The following is a 20261-nucleotide window of genomic DNA, read 5'->3' on the forward strand; positions in this document are numbered from 1 at the left end:
CCACCGAGCACGGTTCTTTACACAGTGGCCGCAGGCGCTCGGTCGAAGCCCAAACAAGAGAGTCAGCATGTCAATCAAGCAAGGCCGTATCGATGTCCACCATCACATCATTCCACCCGCATTCGTCGACGCGATGAATGCCAGAGGGCTGCACTCCGTTGCGGGAGCACCGCTGCCAGCCTGGACGCCGGAAAAATCCATTGAGGTGATGGATGCGAACGGCATCGAGCGGGCAATCACCTCGCTGTCTGCGCCAGGCGTCCACTTCGGTGACGGGGTTCAACAAGCCAGCGAGCTGGCGCGACGCTGCAACGAGTTCGCCGCGCAGATGCGTACACGCTATCCGAGCCGCTTCGGCAACTTCGCGGTGCTGCCGATGCCGTTCACAGAGGCCGCCTGCCGTGAAGCCGTACACGCGCTGGACGTGCTCAAGGCTGAGGGCATTGTTTTGCTGGGCAGCACCGACGGGGTGTTTTTGGGTGATCCGCGCTTCGACGAACTGATGGCCGAACTCGACCGCCGAAAAGCCGTGGTATTCATCCATCCCAACATGCACCAGACCAGCGAAAACATCGGTCTGCAGACCCCGGGATTTCTCATCGAGTTTCTCTGCGATACCACACGCGCGGCGGTCAATCTGATCCTTGGCGGGACCATGGAGCGCTATCCCGGCATTCGCTGGATTCTGTCCCACTCCGGCGGCTTCCTGCCGTTTGTGGCCTGGCGTGTCTCGCTGGCCAACATGTTGCCGGAATTTCAGCAGCACGCGCCGCAAGGCGTCATGACCTACATCCGTCGCTTTTACTTCGACACGGCGTTGTCACCATCACCTTATTCCATGGCGGCGCTCAAGGAACTGGTGGAACCGTCACACATTCTTTTCGGCAGTGACTATCCCTTTGCCCCGGCTCCCGCCACGGCGCTGCAGTGCCGGACGCTGGAAAGCCTGGAGATGTGGTCGCCGGTAATCATGCACGGCATCAACCGAGCCCATGCACTCAGTCTTTTTCCTCAGTACCGCCAGCCGAATGAAGTGGTCACCCCGGCGCCGATCTATGAGGGCGAATCCTTCTCTCAACGCTTGCGACGCAGCATGACCCGACCGATCGGTGCGCTGGCCGAGCGGATGCGCAAACGCTGAATCAATCCGTCGCCAAGGATGGGCGGCGACGTTTCACATCATTGAATCCAGAGATCCACCCGCGTGCCTCGGGTGTTCGCGCCCGCCAAAAAATAACAAGAGCCAGATCATGACAATAAGAAATCAGCTTTGCGTGCTGGGGCTTTGCCTCACCTCCACTCAACTCCTGGCCAACGGCCTGCAAATCAACGAACAAAGCATAAGCTCCGCAGGCAAGGCTTATTCCGGTCGGGCTTCTGATGTTCAAGACGCCTCCATCGTTTACGGCAACCCCGCCGGCATGTCCCGTCTGGCGGGTGAACACGTCAGTGGCGGTCTCAGTTTCATCGATGTCAGTTCGCGCATCAGCAAGGTCAATACCACGGTGTCGGGCACTTCACACGGCGATATGGTGCCTGATCCGATTGTCGTGCCATCGGGCTTCTACACGCTGCAACTCAACGATGACTGGCACGTGGGTTTCGGGGTTTACGCCCCGTTTGGCGGGAGTACGGACTACGAAAGCAACTTCCAGGGACGCTACCGCAGCTCGCAGACTCAGGTGAAGGTCGTCACCTTGCAGCCGACGGTCAGTTACCGGATCAATGATCGACTGTCTGTGGGGTTTGGGCCGACGATCAACCGTATCGACGGGCTGCTCGAAAGCAAGATCGCCAACAGCGCGGTGGGCGGGCAGGGCGACGGGACTGTCAAAGTCACCGGCGATGACACGGCCATGGGCTTCAGTCTGGGCATCCTGTTCGACCCGCTCGACGACCTGACTCTGGGGCTCACCTATCACTCCAGAGTCGATTACAACCTGAGCGGAAAGACCAAGGTCTCCGGTGCCAATGGATTGCTGGCACCGATCCCGGGGCTGGGGCTGCCGGGGCTCAACGGCAAATATGACGCGAGCCTGGATTTCACTTCACCGGAAACGGTCGATGCCTCGGCGACCTGGCGCATCAATGATCGACTGGATGTCTCCGCCGGCGCGTTGTGGAGTCGCTGGAGCCGCGTGCAGGAATTGAGGGTGCTGAACTCCGGCGTGCCACAGGCCTATGGCCCTTTCGATACGATCCTCGAAACCCTGAAGTGGCGTGATACCTGGTCGTTCTCCACCGGCATGTCCTATCGCCTGAACAAGCAATGGAAGGTTCGTGGCGGGATCGCCTATGAGCCGACGCCGATGCCCAATCAGTACACATCCACCCGTGCGCCAACGGGAGACCGGAAGATTTTCACGGTGGGCCTGAACTGGCAGATGACCGATCAGACCTCTCTGGATCTGGGATACGGCTACATCCACGAAGACCCGGTGAAGGTTTCACAGGACACGACGCAGGGTGGCCTGCGCCCGGGTTACAGCGCCACTTACCAGAACACGGTCAATGGCGTTGGGCTGCAGTTGAATCACAGCTTCTGATCAGTCTTGCTCGACTACAAGAGGTGATCGGCGTCGATGATCGCCTGAGCGAAGGCTTTTGGATCTTCCTGTGGCAGGTTGTGGCCGATGCCGCCGTTGATCAGACGGAACTGGTATTTGCCGGTGAAGCGCTTGGTGTAGTCCTCGGGCGCCGGGTGCGGCGCGCCGTTGGCATCGCCTTCCAGGGTGATGGTCGGCACGCTGATCGACGGCGCGGTGGCGAGTTTCTGCTCCAGCGCTTCGTACTGGCTTTCACCCTGCACCAGGCCCAGACGCCAGCGGTAGTTGAACACGGTGATCGCGACGTGATCCGGGTTCTGCAATGCCTTGGCGCTGCGGTCGAAGGTGGCGTCGTCGAAAGCCCATTTCGGTGACGCCAGTTGCCAGATCAGTTTGGCGAAATCATGGGTGTTCTTGGTGTAACCGGCCTCACCACGGTCGGTAGCGAAGTAGAACTGATACCACCATTGCAGCTCGGCCTTGGGCGGCAGCGGATTCTTGCCGGCGGCCTGATTACCGATCAGATAGCCGCTGACCGACACCAGCGCCTTCACCCGTTCAGGCCACAGCGCCGACACGATGTCCGCCGAACGCGCGCCCCAGTCATAACCACCGAGCACGGCTTGCTTGATCTTCAGCGCATCCATGAAGTCGATCACGTCACTGGCCAGCGCCGCCGGCTGACCGTTGCGCACGGTCTGGTCGGACAGGAAATGCGTGTCGCCATAACCCCGGGCATACGGCATCAGCACCCGATAACCCTTGGCCGCCAAAAGCGGCGCGACGTCGTCATAGCTGTGAATGTCATACGGCCAGCCGTGCAGCAGAATCACCACCGGGCCATTGGCCGGGCCGGTTTCGGCGTAGGCCACGTCCAGCAGGCCGGCCTTCACGTGTTTCAGCGGGCCGAAGGGCAGGTCGGCCTTGACGCTGGCGGCTTCGGTCTTGACCGGCTCCGGTGCCGTGGTTTGTGCCTGGGCGAGCGCGCCGAACTGCAGCAGCGTGGTGGCGAGCAGCGACAGGCCCAGCAGGCGGCGACGGTTTTTCCCGGTGGTGACAGTGGCGAGTGGTGCGTGCTTCATGGCAAGTCTCCTTATGATCGGCGAGGGCCGGGTTCTGGCTGAACCCTTCGAATCTGGAGTCCATTAAAGACTGGCCACGTATCCGGGCTGTTTCCGTTTTCGTTGGCTGATGCGCGGGAATGTATCCGGGAGGCGTTCGTACACACTGCGATACAAACCTGCGGCCAACAAAAAGCCCCGAATGTTCGGGGCTCTTGCTTGCCTTGGGCTTCAGGCCTGAGTGACGTGCTTGGGCCCGGCCAGCGCCCAGGCGATCAGCCCGAACAGTGGCACAAACACGATCAATACAATCCATACGCCTTTGTTGCTGGATTTTCCCTCACTCTTGCGCACCCGGTTGATCGCCCACAATTCGATGAGCAAAAGAACGACGGCCAGTACGATCCACGTGGTTTCAAGTTGCATGGGCTACCTCCTGATGGTCATTGGGTTAGGCGGGGCATGCCACTCAGGGTTCATTAAATTTGCTGGATGGTTTGCCTGGCCTACGTGCACAAATGTTCTAAACCCATCGGCAAAGTCGCGGTAACGTAGACGCCTTTGACAAACAATCACTGCCTTCGGAGCCTTGCGTGGACAAACGCAACTGGATCGAACTGTCTCAGGATGCCGACACCGGGATCGAGTCGATTCGTGCCCATTTCCAGGGTCATGCCTACGATCCGCACTGGCATGACAGCTTTCTGGTGGGCGTCACCGAGCAGGGCGTGCAGCAGTTTCATTGCCGGCGGGTGCGGCATCTGAGTACGCCGGGCAAGATCTTTATGCTGGAACCGGGGGAGATCCACGACGGGCACGCGCCGACGGAGGAGGGCTTCACCTATTCCATGCTTTACCTCGATCCGCACTGGCTGGAGCGCGAATTACGCGTGCTGTTCGAGCATGCGCCGGACAACAGCCAACTCGGGTTCACCGATACCCTGAGCCAGGATTCGCGCCTGTCCACCGCCATCAATCAGGCTTTCAACGCCCTGCATCAAGGCGACTTGCGCATCGTGCGCCAGACCGCCATCGACACCTTGCTCGGTTCGCTGACGTCGCACCTCGACTGGCGCAAGCGCCAGCCGTTCGATCCGCGCCTGCCTTGGGTGGCCCAGGTGGCGCGGGACTATCTGCATGCGCACGCCTTCGAGGACATCGGGCTGGACGACGTGGCCGAGGCTTGCGGAGTCGATCGCTATCGTCTGACTCGTGCGTTCAAGGCTGCTTTCGGCTTGGCGCCACACGCCTATCTGATCCAGTTGCGCCTTGCCCGCGCCCGGCAGTTGCTGGCGCGCGGCGAAACACCCGCCACCGTCGCCAGCGCCCTCGGTTTCGCCGATCAGAGCCATCTGGGGCGCTGGTTTCGCCGTGCCTATCACCTGACGCCGGCGGACTACCGCAAGCGCTGCTCAAACCTTCCAGACTGAACCCCGCACAACCGCGACCATGAGCTCCTGTTCTGATTCGGGAGTCCTGTCATGGAATCGTTGTTGCCATTTCTGCTGTTTTCCTTCGTCGCCTCGATCACCCCGGGGCCGACCAATATTCTGGTGATGAGCCACAGCTCGCGGCGCGGTCTGACAGCCACCGTGCCGATCATCTTCGGTGCGTGTGTGTCGGCGGCGCTGGTGGTGTTGGTGGTCGGGCTCGGCGTGGGGGAAACCTTGCTCCGCTATCCCCGTGTGCAGCAGGCGATGGCTTGGGCCGGGGTGTTGTGGCTGAGCTGGCTGGCGTGGCAGATCTTTCGCAGCACGCCGCCGTCGTTGGACCCGGCGACAGCGAGTGATGGCGGCTTCAGCGTATTCGGCGCCGCCGGCCTGCAATTGATCAACCCCAAGGTGTGGATGATGGCCGTGGCGGTGGTGAGCGTGTTTGCCGGTGGCAGCGAGGACAGCGCACGGATGGCGTTGTTGTCCCTGGCGTTTCTGCTGGTCAGTCTGCCGTGCATGACGGCGTGGGCGCTGCTGGGCGTGGGCAGTGCGCGGTTCTTTGGATCGCCACGGGCGTTTCGGCGCATGAATGCGGGTTTGGCGTTTTTGTTGTTGCTGTCGGCTTGGTTGGCGGTGTTGGTCTAGGCATCGGCATCTTCTGCATTTCTGACAGGAATGCACCGCATAAAATCAATGAATTTCTATTATCGATCTTCGTGACGTAGGGTGATTCAAGGACACGGAGAAACGCCCTTGAACACTTCATCTACTGAAAAATTCGACACCTCCCGCGCCAATGAATATGGCAAGCAAAGCCGCATTGCGCTGGCGGGCTATGACGCTTGCCATGATCTTGCCGCGTGCATGCTGGCGGCAAGCCTCGGTAGTGCAGACTCGGCGCGGATTCTGGCGGTTGGCGCAGGCGGGACAGCTCAGGAAATCATCGCGATGGGCCGTCTGGAGCAAGGCTGGCGTTTCATGGCGGTGGATCCTTCCGAACCGATGCTGGCGGCAGCGACCGAGCAGTTGCGGTCGCATGATTTGCTTGAGCGAACGGATCTGCATCTCGGGCCGGTCGATGATTTGCCTGCCGATGAGACTTACGACGCCGCAACGGTGATCGGCGTTCTGCATCATCTGGAAGGCGATGAGGCCAAGCGAGCGCTTCTGCAATCCATTCGGGCTCGTTTGAAGCCGGGTGCCCCGCTGATCGTGGCCGGCAATCACTACGCGTATGCCAGCCAGCCGTTGCTGCTGGAAGCGTGGGGACAACGCTGGCGCCAGAACGGGGCCAGCGCCGATGAGGTGAAGGCCAAACTGGGGAAAATCCTTCAGGGTGCCGATCCTCCCCATTCCGAGGCGGCGGTTCAAAAGCTGTTGCATGAGGCCGGATTCGGTGACGCCACCCGGTTTTTCAGCAGTCTGTTCTGGGGCGCATGGTTGACGCGTAGAACGGGTTGATTCGGGACTCAGTGACGAATCCGACCACACGCATTTGAAATCCCCGCCGTTGCCCTCCAGAATCGCGCCCCGATCCGTCCACCAGTGCCGGACGTTCAAAGTGAAAGGGGTTGCGGTTGAACGAACAGACATTGTCCATGCGCCTGGAGCGGGTGGCGGCGCACGTGCCTGCCGGTGCGCGGCTGGCCGATATCGGCTCGGATCATGGTTACTTGCCGGTGGCCCTGATGCGCCGTGGCGCGATCGCGGCGGCGGTGGCGGGCGAGATGGCCGAGACGCCGTTCCGTTCGGCGCAACGCACCGTGCGCGAAAACGACCTTGAGCAGCAGATCACCGTGCGTTTGGCCAACGGCTTGATGGCCATCGAACCGGCTGACGGGATCACGGCAATTACCGTGTGCGGCATGGGCGGCGAGACTATCCGCGACATCCTCGACGCCGGCAAGACGCGCCTGAACGGCCGCGAACGTCTGATCCTGCAACCCAACGGCGGCGAGCAACCGCTGCGCCAGTGGCTGATGGACAACGACTACCGAATCCTTTGCGAAGAAGTGCTGCGGGAGAACCGCTTCGACTACGAAATCATCGTGGCCGAGCGGGGCGAGCCGGTGACGTATACCGCGGAGGAACTGTTCTTCGGGCCATTGCAATTGCAGGCGCGCAGTCCGGCGTTTGTCAGCAAATGGCAGCATCGGCTGCGGCACAAGCAGCAGACGCTGGCTCATTTCGGGCGGGCACGGCATGGGGTGTGCGAGCGCAAGGTGCAGGATCTGAAGCAGCAGGTACGCTGGATTACTGACGTGCTGGCGTAAAAGGCCGATCAGTGCTGCGTGCTGTTTCGGGTTTCCCCGAGAATCCGCACCGCATCCCGCGAGGGTGGCAGGCCGAACACCCGTGTGTAATCGCGGCTGAACTGCGTAGCGCTTTCATAACCGACTTCGAACGCTGCGCGGGTGACGCTTCTGGCATTGGCCACCATCAGCGTCCGGGCCTGAAGCAGGCGAACACGCTTCTGATACTGCAACGGGCTTAGCGCCGTGACGGCTTTGAAATGTCGATGAAAGGCCGACACGCTCATCGACGCGAGTTGTGCCAATGCGTCCACGCGAATCGGTTCGGCAAAGCCCTGGCGAATGTGCTGAATGGCCAGGTTGACGCGGGCCATGGCGCTGTCGGGGGCCGCAATGTCTCGCAGCATCCAGCCGTGGGGGCCTTGCAGGACGCGATACAGAATTTCCCGTTCGTAGACGGGCGCGAGGGCCGCGATCTCCTCCGGCCTCCCCATCAGGCGCAACATGCGCACCCAGGCATCCATCAACTCAGGCGTGACAGCGGCCACCGAGAAACCGCTGTCCTGTTCATGTTGCCCGAGCGGTTTGGGCAAGTCGGCCAGCAGGGTCGTCAGAACCACCGGATCCAGCGTCAGACTGACCGCCAGATAAGGCTCGCCGTCCGCAGAGGGGTGAACCTGTCCCACCGCCGGCAGATCGATGGACATGACGAAGTAGGTCGCCGGGTCGTAATCAAGCGTGCGATCGGCGACGGTCATGGATTTGCTGCCCTGCAGAATCAGGTTGATCATCGGTTCGTAAACGGCGGCCAGCATGTGCTCGGGGATTTCACCCTGAACCATGGCAACGCGCGGGATGCCCGTCTCCGTGCGGCGGTTTTCGGCGTGTTGCGCCAGGGCGCGAAGTTCTGTCAGTTGATTATTCATGCCAGGCATCTGAACCCACGCGATCACTCCCACGCAAGCAAAAAGCAGAAACAGGCAGGTTTCGAGGAGGAACGGCTGCGCTCGTCTTCAAGCCGATGGCTACCGTGGTGGCTCACCTCAGAGACATTGGAGCAACTCATGAGCGTTATCGTGATTACCGGTGGCAGCCGTGGCATCGGCGCCAGTACCGCCGAACACTGTGCCCGTCTCGGGATGGGGGTCATCCTGACCTACAAGAGCAATGCCGATGCGGCCGCCGCTGTCGTGCAGCAGATTCAATCGTCGGGCGGCAAAGCCGTGGCGCTTGAGCTGGACGTTGCAGATGTCAGTCAATTCGACCGTTTCCGTGATGCCGTGCGACATAACCTCGACAGTATTTGGGGCGCGGCTACGCTGGCGGGACTGGTCAACAACGCGGGCCACGGATTGTTCAATCCGCTGGAAGCGGTCACCGAGGCGCAGTTCGACGGCTTGTTGAACGTACATCTCAAGGGCCCGTTTTTCCTCACGCAAACCTTGCTGCCGCTGATGGGCGAGGGCGCCAGCATCGTCAACCTGACCAGTGCGACCACCCGGGTCGCTACTGCCGGGGTTGCGCCGTACGCGGCGTTCAAGGGCGGGCTGGAGGTGCTGACCCGCTACATGGCCAAGGAATTCGCGGACCGGCGCATTCGGGCCAACGCTGTTTCGCCGGGAGCGATCCGTACCGAGCTTGGAGGGGGCTTGAACGACGAATTCGAAGCATTGCTGGCCTCTCAGACAGCTCTCGGCCGGGTCGGCGAACCGCAGGATGTCGCGCGTGTCATCGCCATGTTGCTGTCCGAAGAGGGTAGCTGGATCAACGCCCAATCCATTGAAGTCGCGGGCGGCTATTTCATTTGAAGCCGAGGTAACGCCATGCTTGATCACATCTTCCTGTCCGTCAGTGACATTCAACGTTCCATCGATTTCTACACCGCCGCTCTGACCCCGCTGGGCATTACCGCCAGGCTTGATTACGACGGCAAGGACGGCCCGCCGGGGCATCCGGACCTGAAAGGTTTTGGTGCCCATGGCCGGATGTTTTTCTGGTTGCGCGAAGGCGTGGTGGAGGGGCGGGCGGTGCATGTCGGGTTTGTCGCCAAGAGCAAGGCCGAAGTCGATGCCGCTTACGCAGCGGCAATCAACGCTGGCGCCGTCGATAACGGCGCTCCGGGCGCACGCCTGCATTACGACCCCGACTACTACGCTGCCAACGTCATTGATCCGGACGGTTACAGCCTCGAATTCGTCTTCAAAAAATGGCAGCACGGCCAATGAGCACACTCATGATTTATGGCGCGACCGGGTACACCGGACGCATGGCGGCCGAACATGCCAAGGCATTGGGCCTGGACCTGGTCATCGCCGGTCGCACGGCCGAGAAACTCCAGTCGCTCGCCGCGCAACTGAATGTGCCTTTTCGGGTATTCAAGCCCGATGAACTGGCAGCGCAATTCCTGGAGGGCATCGCGGTATTGCTGAATTTCGCGGGGCCGTTCGTCCAGACGGCAGACGCCTTGATGCAGGCATGCCTTGAGGCTGGGGTCGACTATCTGGACATCACGGCGGAGATCAATGTCTATCGGCGTGCCGAGCAGTTGGCTGTTCAAGCCGCCCGTGCAAACGTGATGTTACTGCCCGGCGTCGGCTGGGATGTGGTGCCGACCGATTGCCTGGCGATGCATGTCGCTCGGCGAGTACAGGCGCCGCGTTCATTGAAAATCGCCTTGCAGGTCGCGGGTTCCATGTCGCGCGGCTCGGCCCTGAGTGTCAGTGAAATCATCGGTGCAGGCCTGTTGGCGCGGGTCGATGGACAACTGGTCGCAACGCCCGATGCGCAACCCCGTCACTTCGATTTTGGTGACGGGCCGGTGATCTGTGCGCCGCTGTCGTTTGGTGATCTGGTGACCGGCTGGCACTCCACCGGCATTCCCGATATCGCCATGTTCGTGCACATCAGCGGTGACGCGTTTCCGGAAGGTGATCTGTCACAACTGCCCGAAGGGCCGAGCGTCGAACAGCGCGAAGCACATCGCGCCCGAGCGGTGGCTGAAGTCAGCGGCGCCGACGGCATTGTTGCGCGCTCGGTGATCGAGACCGTCAACGGCTACACCTACACGCCGCTCGCGGCTGTCGAAGCCGCGCGTCGCGTATTGAGCGGGGAGCGGCGGCCTGGATTTGAAACGCCGGCCCGGGTGTTCGGCATCGAGTTTGCCCAAAGCATTGCCGGGACAACCATTACTGATTTCTGAACTGTCGCCACAGACGTCCGCGGTGGGTAGAACGCCCCCGCGGACGACTCTGCAACCGTCCAAAGCGCCCGGGAACCGGAGGTAACGGATCAACCCGTGAATAATGGCTTTGGTTTTATGCGAGGTTTCAACAGCTGATATCATCCAGCGCTTTCAAGCCGAGTACCGCGACATGAACCGTCAGAAAAAACTGCAACAGCTCTTCAAGGAAAAATCCAGAAAGGCCAACGCCAAACTGGCACCCAAGAGCAACAAGCCGAAGTACATCAGCAAGGCGGATCGCCTGAAACTGGCAGCGGAAGCGGCGCCGGAGTCGACTGACACCACTGAGGCCTGATCAAGCAGGCGCGCAGCAGGTTTTCCCTCACGTACTCGGCGGCTTCGCCAGCTCAATCCCCGCCGCCCCCAGCCGCTTGAGAATCTCGAACAGCAGATCACTCTTGGTCGTGCCGACGATCCTCGGGCTGGCGACATAACCGGTCACCGTCAACGTAATCCCGTCCGGCGTCAGCTTGCTGAAGCGCACGAACGGCGCCGGTTTTTCGAGGATGGTTTCGTGTTCCTTGTAGGTGTCGAACAGCAGGTTCTGCACCTGTTCGGGATCGATATCCAGCGGGAACATCAGCTCCAGTGTCGCCACGCCCTGGGCGCTGCCGCCGAGGGTGACGTTACGCAGGTTCTGCGAGATCAGTTGCGAGTTGGGCACGATCACGATCGAGCGGTCGCTGAGCTGGATTTCGGTAGCGCGCACGTTGATCCGGCGGATATCGCCCTCGACGCCGCTGATGCTGATCAGGTCGCCGACCTTGACCGGGCGTTCGGTGAGCAGGATCAGCCCGGAGACGAAGTTCTTCACGATCTCCTGCAAACCGAAGCCGATGCCCACCGACAGGGCGCTGACGATCCACGCCAGGTTGGTCCATTGCACGCCCAGCGACGATAGCGTCAGCAGGATCACCACCGCATAACCGATGTTGGAAAACAGCGTGCTGAGCGAGGCGCACATGCCCGGGTCCATGTCGGTCTTGGGCAGGAACTCGTTGTCGAGCCAGCGGCGCAAAGCGCGGATCAGGTAGATGCCGATCAGCAGCGCCAGCATCGCATTGAGCAAATGGCCGGGGACGATGTTCAGTTTGCGCAGGCCGGCGCCGCCGAGGATCGTGCCGATGTTGTTGGCCAGTTGGCCCAGGGTGGTGCCGATCCCGCCGACAAACAGCGTGATCACCGCCAACAGCAACAGCGCAGCCCGACCGAAGCCGGCCAGCAGGGTCGAAGCCTGTTCGAGACGCCGATCACCCACGCCGAGCAGCTGTTTCAGCGCCTTGCCGCTGGAATGGCGGGGCGAGAAGAAGTATTCGCAGCTGTCCTTGAGCAACTGCATCAGCAGGTAAAACCCGGAAAACACGATAAACGCCCACACCAGTTCGTAGGTGATGAACCGCGCGAGCGACACATACCCCGTCAGCAGGGCTCCGAACGACAGCACCATCGACAGGGTGGCCACGGTGTAAATCACCCCGGCAAAGGTGTTGCCGGCCACCTGCGTATCCCCGGCCGCCGCCAACACTTTGCGCACTCTGCCGACGCGCATCAGCAACGTCGTGACGATGCCGAGCACCACCAGTGCAATGATGCCCCGACCGGCAATCACAATTTGGCTGCTCATGCCGGAGGCGTTGCTGACCTGCACCGACGTCACCAGCACCAGCAGCGTCGCAGCGAGGATCCGCGCAAATGGCTGCAGCGTGTCTGCCACCTCATCGGCTACCGCCGGCAACCGCCATGACGGGTGCTCGGTGGACAGCAAGGCGCGGCTGAGCCCTGTGATCAGCACGCAGGCGTAAACGACTTTCTCGAACTCATCGGAAAACGTCGCCAGCATCGGCGGCAACGGCACGTGCCGGGTGCAGGCGTAATACAACAATTCCAGGGCGATGGCGGTGGTCGCGAGTGTTGCCAGTGCCGAGGCAAACGCCAGTGAACTGCGGCGCAGCCGGCCCTCCGGCATGCGATGAATGCACACCCAGGCCATCCAGCGGTCAGCGAGCCGCCGTCCGAACGTCCAGACGATGAACGCCAATATCACCAGCAGCGCGGTGTAAAAGCGCTGGCCGGGTTGCCACGCCTCGGCGCCGGTCTGTTGTACCTGTTCGACGAAAAAACGCAGGCGCTGGCGGTCATCAGGAGACGGATTGAAAAGCGGTGTCCAGAAACCGGGATTCAGAATGCTGTGGGTGCTCAGCGTCAGTTCGCTTTCGAGCAACGTGCGGCGGATGCCGGCGATCTGAGTGATCAGATCCGTGGCGCTCTGCTTGAGGGTGGCGAGGTTCTTCAGCGCCGTATCGACCTTGGTTTTCTGCTCGATCAACGTCGCCCGTTGAGCGGCGATATCGGCTTGTTCGGCGGCCACCGCTTCGGCCGGCGCGGCCCCGAGCACGCCCAGTTGCACGGTCAGTTGCGCCTGTTGCGGCAACAGCGAGGCCGAAAGTCGGTCGATGTCCAGAATGAACGTCTGCACCCGATCCTGCGGGCCTTCGAGCTGGTTGTAATTGTTGGCGGACGAGATCTGCTGCTTGAGACCGTCGAGGCGCAGTTGCAAGGCTTGCAGATCGCTTTGAGTGACGCCGGGGAGCGGGGCGCCGGTGCTGACATCCGGGGTGCCGGACAAATCAGCGGCCGACACCGCCACCAAGCCCGAGCCGAACAGGATCAAGGCGATTAACATCAATGACTTCAATGCATTGCGCATGGGACTGGCCGGTTCCGGTTGATCACACAAACATTGAGGTTAGGTGATCGGGCGCCTGCTGCATCATTTTCTGCTGCTAATCCTGGCTTAATGCGTGTCCGGTGAGATCGCCGGGCTGCCGATTGTAGGCGCCCGTTTTCACGACTAGACTCCCGGCCATGAAACGCTATCTGCGGTTTTTTATCGTTTTCCTGATCAGCCTGGCGCTTCCCCTCAGCGGGATGGCGGGCGTGCAGGCACCGACAGAACCCTGCCCGATGCAAGCCATGGGCATGGCGATGATGGACGGCATGAACATGGATTGCTGCCAGGACATGAAAAGTCCTGTCGACCATGGTTCCCCCTGCAAACCCGGCCAGGAGTGCAAGACCGGCGGCCTGCTGCAAGTTGCGATCCTCAAGCCGCCCGTTACCGTGTTCAGTCCCGTCACGCATTCGTTCTTCAGTGATTCCCTGCCCGTAGCGGCCCCGTCCGGGGTCTGGCGACCGCCCCGCACCTGATTCCTGTCTCCCCTTGAAGCTCATTCCGCCCAGGCGGAGTGATTTGGCTGTGCGCGTGTTTTTCGCCGCGCGCAGTGGACGATCACAGGAATCGTAAACATGACATTCAAGTGCAATTGCACGGGTTGGCCTCTGGTGGCCGGCCTTGCGGCAAGCGTGCTCGCGTGGCCGGGTTTCGCCGCCGCGCTGACACTCGATCAAGCACTACGGCTGGCCGAAAACAATGCGCCGTCGCTGACCGCACAAGATCAGAAAATCCAGGCCGCCAGCAGCGCGGCCATTCCGGCCGGCGAGTTGCCCGATCCCAAGCTGTTGCTGGGGCTGCAGAACTACCCCGTGGGCGGCCCGGATCGCTGGAGCGTTGATCAGGACTTCATGACCATGCAAATGGTCGGTTACCGGCAGGAGATGCCCAACGCAGACAAGCGCAAGGCGCGCATCGAAGTTGCCGATGCAGCCATTGAACGTGCGGCGGCCGAGCGCCGTGTCGAGCGCTTGAAGGTCCGCCAGGCGACGGCGCTGGCGTGGATCAGCGGCTATTCGGTCGAGCGCAAAGAGGCGTTGTTCCAGGACCTCTTCAAGGAAAACCGTCTGCTGAGCGAGACCGTCCGGGCGCAGATTGCCGGTGGCCGCGCGCAACCTGCCGACGCGGTGACGCCGAAGCAGGAAGCGGCCCGACTCGCCGAGCAACAGGACAACCTGACCCTCGAGCGTACCCAAGCCCGAGCCGCGCTCAAACGCTGGATCGGCAACGCCGCCAACGACAAGCCCGAGGGCGGTTTGCCCGCGTGGCCGGTCGATGCCTCGACCTTCAATCATCATTTGCAACACCATCCTGAACTGGCGGCGTTCGCCCCCATGACCCGCGAAGCCGAGGCCAGGGTGCAAGAGGCAGTGTCCGAGAAAAAGTCCGATTGGAGCTGGGAAGTGGATTACCAGCATCGTGGCCGTGAGTTTGGCGACATGGTCAGCGTGCAGTTTTCCTGGGATCTGCCGCTGTTTCCCGAATCGCGGCAGAACCCGAAAATCGCCGCCAGACAGGCCGAAGTCAGCCAGCTGCAAGCCGAGCGCGAAGCCCTGTCCCGCGAACATACCGAGCAGCTTGAAAATCAGTTGGCCGACTACCAGCGCCTAGATCGGGCCGTGCGCCGCACCGAGGAAAGCCTGGTGCCGCTGGCCAGAGAGAAAGTCGATCTGAGCCTGGCCAGTTATCGCGCCGGCCAAGGCGATTTGAATGCGGTGGTCAGCGCCCGCCGCGAACTCATCGAAGCTCGCCTCAAACAGATCGACATGGAAGAACAGCGCGCGCTGACCGCTGCGCGTCTGCATTTCGCTTATGGGGAGACCAGCCTGTGAACTTTCAAAAATGGAACGGTGTGTGGCTGGCCGGCCTCGCGCTGGCGGTGGGCGTGGGTGGTGGTTACGGATTGGCCAATCAGCGAATGAATGATTTAACGGCTTCAGCCCCCACGCCGAGCACTGAGCCCAAGGCCTTGTACTGGTACGACCCGATGTACCCGCAGCAGAAATTCGACAAACCGGGCAAGTCACCCTTCATGGACATGCAGCTGGTGCCGCGATACGCCAGCGGCGCGGAGGGCAGTGCGACCGTCAGCATTGATCCGGGGCTGAGTCAAAACCTCGGTCTGCGTGTGTCGCCGGTCAGTCGCGGCGCCTTCACCTCGAGCCTCGATGTGAGCGGCGTGCTGGCGTTCAACGAGCGCGATGTTGCGGTGATCCAGGCGCGTACCAACGGGTTTGTCGAGCGGGTCTACGCCCGTGCGCCGGGGGATGTGCTCATGGCTGGCGCGGCGTTGGCCGACATCCTCGTGCCGGAATGGACGGCGGCCCAGAGCGAGTTTCTGGCGCTCAGGCGCAGCGGTGATGCCGACCTGATCGCGGCGGCGCGCCAGCGGTTGCGGCTGACCGGGATGCCATCGAGCCTGATCGCTCAAGTGGAACGCAGCGGCAAGGTGCAGTCCGAACTGACGGTCACCAGCCCTTTGGGCGGCGTACTGCAAGAACTCGATGTGCGGGCGGGCATGACCGTTGCGACAGGTGAAACCTTGGCGCGAGTCAACGGTTTGAACAGTGTCTGGCTTGCCGTGGCGGTGCCGGAATCGGAGACCGATTCAGTTGCCGTGGGGCAGGCCGTCGAAGCGCATCTGCCGGCCTTTCCCGGTCGCGTATTCACCGGAACAGTCAGCGCGATTCTGCCGGACACCAACCCGGACAGCCGCACCCTGCGCGTGCGGGTCGAACTGGCCAATGCCGATGGCCGATTGCGGCCGGGGATGACGGCGCAGGTGCGGCTGAACCGATCGACCGGGCAGAGTCAATTGTGGGTGCCGAGTGAAGCCGTCATCCGCACCGGCAAGCGCGCTTTGGTCATGCTCGCCGAAGACGCGGGGCACTATCGCCCGGTGGAGGTGCGACTCGGCCAGGAAAGCGCCGGCAGAACGGTGATCCTCGAAGGCCTCGCAGAAGGGCAGAGCGTCGTGACGTCCGGCCAGTTCCTGCTCGATTCCGAGGCCAGTCTCAAGGGCATTGTTGCCGAGCCGCTTGAAACGCGCGGGAACGTTTCGGGGAGTCAGCCATGATCGCCGCGCTGATTCGCTGGTCCGTCGCCAATCGTTTTCTGGTGCTGCTGGCGACGTTGTTTGTCACGGGGTGGAGCATGTGGTCGGTGCAGAGCACGCCGATCGATGCGCTGCCGGATCTGTCCGATGTGCAAGTGATCATCCGCACGCCGTACCCCGGACAGGCGCCGCAGATTGTCGAGAATCAGGTGACCTATCCGCTGACCACCACCATGCTCTCGGTGCCGGGGGCGAAAACCGTACGCGGTTATTCGTTCTTCGGTGACAGCTTCGTTTACGTGCTGTTCGAGGACGGCACCGATCAATACTGGGCGCGCTCGCGGGTGCTGGAGTACCTGAGCCAGATCCAGAGTCGCCTGCCGGCCAGCGCCAAACCGGCGCTGGGCCCGGATGCCACGGGCGTTGGCTGGATCTATCAGTACGCGCTGGTGGATCGCAGCGGCGGGCATGATCTGTCGCAGCTTCGGGCGTTGCAGGACTGGTTCCTCAAGTTCGAGCTCAAGACCCTGCCCAACGTCGCTGAGGTCGCGACCGTCGGCGGCATGGTCAAGCAGTATCAGGTGCAGCCCGATCCGGTGCGGCTGGCCAGCCTCGGCATCACCCTGGCGCAGGTGCGCGACGCCATCGGCAAGGCCAATCAGGAAACCGGTGGCGCCGTGCTGGAAATGGCCGAAACCGAATTCATCGTCCGCGCTTCCGGCTACCTCAAGACGCTTGATGATTTTCGGGCGATCCCGCTCAAACTCGGTGCTGGCGGGGTGCCGGTGACCCTCGGCGATGTCGCAACGGTTCAGACCGGGCCGGAAATGCGCCGAGGTATCACCGAGCTGGACGGCCAGGGCGAAACCGTCGGCGGCGTGGTAATCCTGCGCAGCGGCAAGAACGCCCGCGAGACCATTGCGGCGGTCAAGGCCAAACTCGATGACATGAAAAGCAGCCTGCCGCCCGGCGTGGAGATCGTCACCACTTACGATCGCAGCAAGCTGATCGATCGCGCCGTGGAAAACCTCAGCCACAAACTGCTCGAAGAGTTCATCGTCGTCGCGCTGGTGTGCGGGATCTTCCTCTGGCATCTGCGCTCTTCGCTTGTGGCGATCATCTCGCTGCCGGTGGGCGTGTTGATCGCTTTTATCGTGATGCGTTATCAGGGGCTGAACGCCAACATCATGTCGTTGGGCGGGATCGCCATCGCCATTGGTGCGATGGTCGATGCGGCGGTGGTGATGATCGAGAACGCCCACAAGAAAATCGAGGCGTGGCACGCGGCCAATCCGGGGCAGGCGCTCAAGGGCGAGCGTCATTGGCAGGTGATGACCGACGCGGCGGCGGAGGTAGGGCCGGCGCTGTTCTTCTGTTTGCTGCTCATCACGCTGTCGTTCATTCCGGTGTTTACCTTGCAGGCCCAGGAAGGGCGGCTGTTCGGTCCGTTGGCGTTCACCAAGACTTATGCCATGGCGGCAGCAGCGGGATTGTCGGTGACGTTGGTGCCGGTGCTGATGGGCTACTGGATTCGCGGACGGATTCCGGATGAACGCCACAATCCACTGAATCGCTGGCTGATCCGGATCTATCAGCCGGCGCTGGATGCGGTGTTGCGGCGGCCGAAATTCACTTTGCTGGTGGCGCTGTTGGTATTCGTCAGCGCGGCCTGGCCGATTTCACGGCTCGGTGGCGAATTCCTCCCGCCGCTGGACGAGGGTGATCTGCTGTACATGCCTTCGGCCTTGCCGGGTTTGTCGGCGCAAAAAGCCGCGCAGCTGTTGCAGCAAACTGATCGGCTGATCAAGACCGTGCCCGAAGTCGAGCATGTGTTCGGCAAGGCTGGCCGCGCGGAAACCGCCACCGACCCTGCACTGCTGGAAATGTTCGAAACCACCATCCAGTTCAAGCCCCACGATCAATGGCGTCCGGGCATGACCCCGGAAAAACTCGTGGAAGAACTGGATCGCGTGGTGCGCGTGCCTGGCCTGACCAACATCTGGATTCCACCGATCCGCAACCGCATCGACATGCTCGCCACCGGGATCAAAAGCCCCATCGGCGTGAAGGTCGCCGGCAACGATCTGGCCCAGATCGACGCTGCGACCCAGGCTGTCGAACGGGTGGCCAAAGGTGTGCCCGGCGTCAGTTCGGCACTGGCCGAGCGCCTGACCGGTGGCCGCTACATCGACGTGGATATCGACCGCAACGCCGCCGGCCGCTACGGGCTGAACATCAGCGATGTGCAATCCATCGTCGCCGGTGCCATTGGCGGGGAAAACGTCGGGGAAACCATCGAGGGGCTGGCGCGGTTTCCGATCAACATCCGTTTCCCGCGAGAGTGGCGTGATTCGCCCGGCGCGCTGGAGCAATTGCCGATCTACACGCCTTCCGGCAGCCAGATCACCCTCGGCATGCTGGCGAAGATCAAGGTCACGGACGGCCCGCCGATGCTCAAGAGCGAGAATGCCCGGCCGTCCGGTTGGGTGTACATCGACGTGCGAGGGCGGGACATCGCTTCGGTGGTGGCCGACCTGCGTCACGCCGTCAGCGAACAGGTGAAATTGCAGCCCGGCATGAGCCTGAGCTATTCGGGGCAGTTCGAGTTTCTGGAACGAGCCAACGCACGGCTGAAACTGGTAGTGCCGGCGACGTTGCTGATCATCTTCGTGCTGCTCTACCTGACGTTCGCTCGCTTCGACGAGGCGCTGCTGATCATGGCCACGTTGCCGTTCGCGTTGAGCGGCGGTGCGTGGTTCCTGTATCTGCTGGGCTACAACCTGTCGGTCGCGACTGGGGTCGGCTTTATAGCGCTGGCCGGGGTTTCGGCCGAGTTCGGCGTGATCATGCTGCTCTACCTGAAAAACGCCTGGGCCGAGTGCGAAGAACTTGGCGATCACTCTGAACGTGGACTGGTCGCGGCGATTCGCGAAGGCGCCGTGCAACGCGTGCGCCCCAAGGCGATGACCGTAGCGGTAATCATCGCCGGCCTGTTGCCGATTCTGCTGGGCAGCGGCACTGGCAGCGAAGTCATGAGCCGCATCGCCGCGCCGATGGTCGGCGGCATGGTCACGGCGCCGCTGTTGTCCCTGTTTGTCATTCCGGCGGCGTATCGCCTGATGCGCCGTCGGCAGTTGTCCGTTGAAAACAAGTCACCTGAAAGCGACGGTGCTTCCATCAAGCCGTAACCCGGTGACGAAAAAAAACCGGTGCGAACGTTCGCACCGGTTTTTTATTGCGGGGTTTGGTCATCAGATCGACCGCTGATTGACCCGCTGCATCAACTCTTCCGCCGATTCCTTGCGCTCGGAATAGCGATCCACCAGATCCGGCCGATCACGCAGCAACAGCGTGAACTTCACCAGCTCTTCCATCACGTCCACCACCCGGTCGTACAGCGCCGAGGGTTTCATGCGGTTGCTTTCGTCGAATTCCAGATACGCCTTGGGCACGGACGACTGATTGGGGATGGTGAACATGCGCATCCAGCGGCCCAGCACGCGCAACTGATTGACCACGTTGAAGGACTGCGAACCGCCACAGACCTGCATCACCGCGAGGGTTTTGCCTTGGGTCGGACGCACCGCGCCGAGAGTCAGCGGCACCCAGTCGATCTGCGCCTTGAACACCGCCGACATCGCACCGTGACGTTCCGGTGAGCACCAGACCTGGCCTTCGGACCATTGCATCAGTTCGAGCAATTCCTGGACTTTCGGGTGATCGCCCGGTGCATCGTCCGGCAGCGGCAGGCCAGAGGGATTGAAAATTCGCGTCTCGGCACCGAAGTGCTCCAGCAGGCGGGCGGCTTCTTCGACCAGCAAACGGCTGAAGGAGCGCGGGCGGGTCGAGCCGTACAGCAACAGGATGCGCGGTTTGTGTGCGCCTTCGTCACGCGTGGTTTTTTGAATCAGTGAGGGATCGAGGTTGGGCAGGTCGGTCATG

At 61.8% G+C, this 20261-nt stretch carries 19 protein-coding genes; 14 read left to right on the top strand and 5 right to left on the bottom strand.

Annotation, left to right across the window (positions count from 1 at the left end):
* Positions 1-67: 67 nt before the first annotated feature.
* Entirely contained in the window at positions 68-1141 is a 1074-nt protein-coding gene (locus QR290_RS13730; RefSeq protein WP_289205201.1) for an amidohydrolase family protein, read from the top strand.
* Positions 1142-1250: 109 nt separating this feature from the next.
* Positions 1251-2546 carry an OmpP1/FadL family transporter gene (locus QR290_RS13735; RefSeq protein WP_115077581.1) on the top strand — a complete coding sequence of 432 codons (1296 nt, stop codon included), beginning with the start codon at positions 1251-1253 and terminating at the stop codon, positions 2544-2546.
* 14 nt (positions 2547-2560) lie between these two features.
* Here the strand turns inward: QR290_RS13735 and QR290_RS13740 are convergent, their stop codons facing one another.
* Together QR290_RS13740 and QR290_RS13745 are read right to left on the bottom strand one after the other, a co-directional pair.
* Complete coding sequence (locus QR290_RS13740; RefSeq protein WP_289205202.1) at positions 2561-3628, bottom strand: alpha/beta fold hydrolase; 1068 nt, start codon at positions 3626-3628, stop codon at positions 2561-2563.
* 210 nt (positions 3629-3838) lie between these two features.
* Entirely contained in the window at positions 3839-4033 is a 195-nt protein-coding gene (locus tag QR290_RS13745) for a PLDc N-terminal domain-containing protein (RefSeq protein ID WP_115077583.1), read from the bottom strand.
* 167 nt (positions 4034-4200) lie between these two features.
* On the opposite strand from QR290_RS13745, the gene QR290_RS13750 reads away from it, so the two are divergent.
* The 4 genes from QR290_RS13750 to QR290_RS13765 all read left to right on the top strand — a co-directional run bounded on the left by QR290_RS13750 (position 4201) and on the right by QR290_RS13765 (position 7313).
* Positions 4201-5037 carry an AraC family transcriptional regulator gene (locus tag QR290_RS13750; RefSeq protein WP_115077584.1) on the top strand — a complete coding sequence of 279 codons (837 nt, stop codon included), beginning with the start codon at positions 4201-4203 and terminating at the stop codon, positions 5035-5037.
* A gap of 51 nt (positions 5038-5088) precedes the next feature.
* Complete coding sequence (locus tag QR290_RS13755) at positions 5089-5685, top strand: LysE family translocator (protein ID WP_115077585.1); 597 nt, start codon at positions 5089-5091, stop codon at positions 5683-5685.
* A 108-nt stretch (positions 5686-5793) separates the two neighbouring features.
* Positions 5794-6501 carry a class I SAM-dependent methyltransferase gene (locus QR290_RS13760; RefSeq protein WP_115077586.1) on the top strand — a complete coding sequence of 236 codons (708 nt, stop codon included), beginning with the start codon at positions 5794-5796 and terminating at the stop codon, positions 6499-6501.
* A 116-nt stretch (positions 6502-6617) separates the two neighbouring features.
* On the top strand, positions 6618-7313 hold the full coding sequence (locus tag QR290_RS13765; RefSeq protein ID WP_240321691.1) for a tRNA (adenine(22)-N(1))-methyltransferase: 696 nt from the start codon (positions 6618-6620) through the stop codon (positions 7311-7313).
* 8 nt (positions 7314-7321) lie between these two features.
* Here QR290_RS13765 and QR290_RS13770 read toward each other — a convergent pair whose 3' ends face one another.
* A complete protein-coding gene (locus QR290_RS13770; RefSeq protein ID WP_289205203.1) occupies positions 7322-8218 on the bottom strand; it encodes an AraC family transcriptional regulator in 897 nt (298 codons plus the stop codon).
* Between the two features lie 138 nt (positions 8219-8356).
* On the opposite strand from QR290_RS13770, the gene QR290_RS13775 reads away from it, so the two are divergent.
* The 4 genes from QR290_RS13775 to QR290_RS13790 all read left to right on the top strand — a co-directional run bounded on the left by QR290_RS13775 (position 8357) and on the right by QR290_RS13790 (position 10828).
* Positions 8357-9100, top strand: coding sequence for an SDR family NAD(P)-dependent oxidoreductase (locus QR290_RS13775; RefSeq protein WP_289205204.1), 744 nt, complete (start codon positions 8357-8359; stop codon positions 9098-9100).
* A gap of 15 nt (positions 9101-9115) precedes the next feature.
* Positions 9116-9517, top strand: a complete 402-nt coding sequence (locus tag QR290_RS13780; protein WP_289205205.1) for a VOC family protein — start codon at positions 9116-9118, stop codon at positions 9515-9517.
* Positions 9514-10491, top strand: a complete 978-nt coding sequence (locus QR290_RS13785; RefSeq protein WP_289205206.1) for a saccharopine dehydrogenase family protein — start codon at positions 9514-9516, stop codon at positions 10489-10491. Before QR290_RS13780 ends, QR290_RS13785 begins: the two co-directional genes overlap by 4 nt.
* Positions 10492-10663: 172 nt before the next feature.
* Positions 10664-10828: a DUF2986 domain-containing protein gene (locus tag QR290_RS13790; protein WP_289205207.1), complete on the top strand. Its 165-nt coding sequence runs from the start codon at positions 10664-10666 to the stop codon at positions 10826-10828.
* Between the two features lie 27 nt (positions 10829-10855).
* On the opposite strand, the gene QR290_RS13795 is transcribed toward QR290_RS13790, so the two are convergent.
* The gene (locus tag QR290_RS13795) at positions 10856-13240 is read right to left on the bottom strand and encodes a DUF3772 domain-containing protein (RefSeq protein ID WP_289205208.1); all 2385 of its coding nucleotides are present in this window, start codon (positions 13238-13240) and stop codon (positions 10856-10858) included.
* A 158-nt stretch (positions 13241-13398) separates the two neighbouring features.
* Between QR290_RS13795 and QR290_RS13800 the strand changes: the two genes are divergently transcribed.
* From QR290_RS13800 to QR290_RS13815, 4 genes are all read left to right on the top strand, one after another.
* Positions 13399-13740 (top strand): hypothetical protein, encoded by a 342-nt coding sequence (locus QR290_RS13800; RefSeq protein WP_289205209.1) that lies wholly within the window; start codon positions 13399-13401, stop codon positions 13738-13740.
* A gap of 99 nt (positions 13741-13839) precedes the next feature.
* Complete coding sequence (locus QR290_RS13805; RefSeq protein WP_289205210.1) at positions 13840-15096, top strand: TolC family protein; 1257 nt, start codon at positions 13840-13842, stop codon at positions 15094-15096.
* Positions 15093-16340 (top strand): efflux RND transporter periplasmic adaptor subunit, encoded by a 1248-nt coding sequence (locus QR290_RS13810; protein ID WP_289205211.1) that lies wholly within the window; start codon positions 15093-15095, stop codon positions 16338-16340. The genes QR290_RS13805 and QR290_RS13810 overlap by 4 nt, the downstream gene beginning before the upstream one ends.
* Positions 16337-19507 carry an efflux RND transporter permease subunit gene (locus tag QR290_RS13815; protein ID WP_289205212.1) on the top strand — a complete coding sequence of 1057 codons (3171 nt, stop codon included), beginning with the start codon at positions 16337-16339 and terminating at the stop codon, positions 19505-19507. Before QR290_RS13810 ends, QR290_RS13815 begins: the two co-directional genes overlap by 4 nt.
* A gap of 63 nt (positions 19508-19570) precedes the next feature.
* Here the strand turns inward: QR290_RS13815 and arsH are convergent, their stop codons facing one another.
* Complete coding sequence (gene arsH / locus QR290_RS13820) at positions 19571-20260, bottom strand: arsenical resistance protein ArsH (RefSeq protein WP_289205213.1); 690 nt, start codon at positions 20258-20260, stop codon at positions 19571-19573.
* Position 20261: the final 1 nt, after the last annotated feature.

The sequence above is a fragment of the Pseudomonas fluorescens genome, from assembly GCF_030344995.1.
In the GTDB taxonomy this organism is placed as follows: Bacteria; Pseudomonadota; Gammaproteobacteria; order Pseudomonadales; family Pseudomonadaceae; genus Aquipseudomonas; species Aquipseudomonas fluorescens_BF.